This window comes from Acetomicrobium mobile (genome assembly GCF_937920065.1).
This window is the reverse complement of sequence record NZ_CALETC010000286.1, coordinates 1-2,042: the sequence shown is the minus strand read 5'-3', so window position 1 is coordinate 2,042 and position 2,042 is coordinate 1. Positions and strand designations below refer to the sequence as shown.

General features: G+C 43.2%; 2 protein-coding genes. Both read right to left on the bottom strand.

Annotated features, from left to right (window positions below; genetic code table 11):
• The coding region (locus tag Q7P41_RS10625) for an aminomethyl-transferring glycine dehydrogenase (protein ID WP_303884130.1) at positions 1-1,006 on the bottom strand (1,006 nt) is incomplete at its 3' end.
• 59 nt (positions 1,007-1,065) lie between these two features.
• The coding region (locus tag Q7P41_RS10620) for a radical SAM protein (RefSeq protein ID WP_303884129.1) at positions 1,066-2,042 on the bottom strand (977 nt) is incomplete at its 5' end.

Below are 2,042 nucleotides of genomic sequence, written 5' to 3'. Positions count from 1 at the left end.
CACGAGATGCGTAAGACGTCCTCTCGTATAAGACCTCTCCAAAGCCATACTCGCCCTCTTCTATCGTCTCCGTTATCCCGAATAGTAAGGAAGGATACTCGGCTACGAACTTCGGTTCGTCAGGTGTAGCAATAAAACCCCCTAAACCGCCACCATAGCTCATCGGTATTCCCAGAGGCTGCACATCACCGCAAGCAAAATCTGCACCATAACGAGCAGGCGCTTCTAACACGCCAAGAGAAATTGGATCAACGCCTACCGACAACAATGCTCCCTTTGAATGAAGCAGATCTGCTATCTCTTGCCCTTGCCTTTCTATAACCCCAAAAAAATTAGGATTTTCCATATAAAGGACACAAACATCATCTGAAAGTTTGTCTTTTAAGTCATTTAAGTCAAGCAATCCGCTTTTCGGATCGTAGTTAACAAGCTCTATATCGGGGGCCGCAGAACATGCGTAATCTTTGATGCAGGACAACCTCTCGGGGCTTATGGATTTAGCCACCAGGGCTTTGCTCCTTCCCGTCATGCGCGAAGCCATCCTCACCGTAGTGGCGCAGGCCATAGCCCAATCATAAGTCGGGGTGTTTACCATATCCATATCCACAAGCTCCCCTATGCAACTTGCATACTCAAATTGTGCCTGAAATTTACCGTGATCGGCAAAGGCCTCTCCCACGTAGGCAGACAAAAACTCGTCCCTTTCCATTATGGTCTTACATACCGCAGGAACGTAATGCTGCCAGCAGCCACCGCCCAGGTAGTTTTTGTATTCCTCACAATTTTTGTTTTTGGAAAGAAGCTCTGTGACGTGTTTTTTAAGTTCGTATTCTGAAAGGATCGCTTTGGGAATGTTAAGCGGTCTTCTAAGCCGCAAATGTTCGGGGATTTGACCGAAAATATCTTCCGCACTTTCGATCCCTATTTCCTTTAACAATTCTTCTTTGATCTCTGGAACGGAATTGGGAATGTAGGGATGAGCAACTTTTTTTCCCTTCTCTTCCATGACCATATCCCTCCCAATTTTTAATTAATTTTATAACGCTTACACCTAATCATCGCACCTCATGGCATCACCTCTTTTTCTTCGGTAACCAAGCTTAAATACATCTCCTTCTCCTTTAACAAAATTCCGTATTTAATTAAATTTTTGATGGATTGCCTTATTTCTTCTTCGGATTTAACGATTTCCACTTCCTTAAGCCTTTGAGCAATCCCCTGCAAGGTCACAGGCTCACTGGAAGCTTTACAAACCGCCATGGTCAAAGGATCAAGCCTTATGTGCCACTCGTCGATGCCGGATCTTCTGTCTATTACCAAGTCTTGCCTGTAATACAAAGCACTTTTGGGGTAAATTTCTTTCCAAAAAAATATGTTTTCTTGAAGATGACATGTGTAATCTTTGACATTTTGTGGGGTTTGAAATTTGAAGGTAAAAAATGAGGCAAAATTATCTATGACTTCCTCGTTAAAGGGATAAACAAATCGGTAGGAAGGGTAAGGTTTTATTGCTCTTATGCCGTGTTCGTAAGGGTTTTCAAAGCAGGGGCTAAAGCGATCAAGCCTAAAGGGTCCTGCATAATTGGGAGGATGCAAATGAGTGAGCAAAGGTATCAGGTTTGCCATATTCTCATACGAGCTTTCCGGTTCCTTCGGGAAACCCCACAAGAAGTTCCATATCGGCTTTACTCCCGCTTCGCGACAATTTTTGAGAAATGTTATATTCTGAAGCCCGTTAACGCCTTTGCCTATTATGGAAAGCACATTTGAACTAAGTGATTCAATGCCAACCTCGAGCCTTTTCAACCCGCAGGCCGCCAATTTCTCGAGCATTTTCACATCTATATCAGGCCTAACTTGAAGGTAAACTATTTCAGGTTTTCTCTCTAGAGTGGAAAGCGCCTCAATCAACGCTTCAAGCGTTCTTTCGTCAACTGATTCATCGCTAGCAGATAAAGCAAAGGCTGGATATTTATTCACAATTTTCCTTAATTCCGTGACTATTCGTTCATGGTTTTTCTTTCTAAAGATGAGAGTTTCGC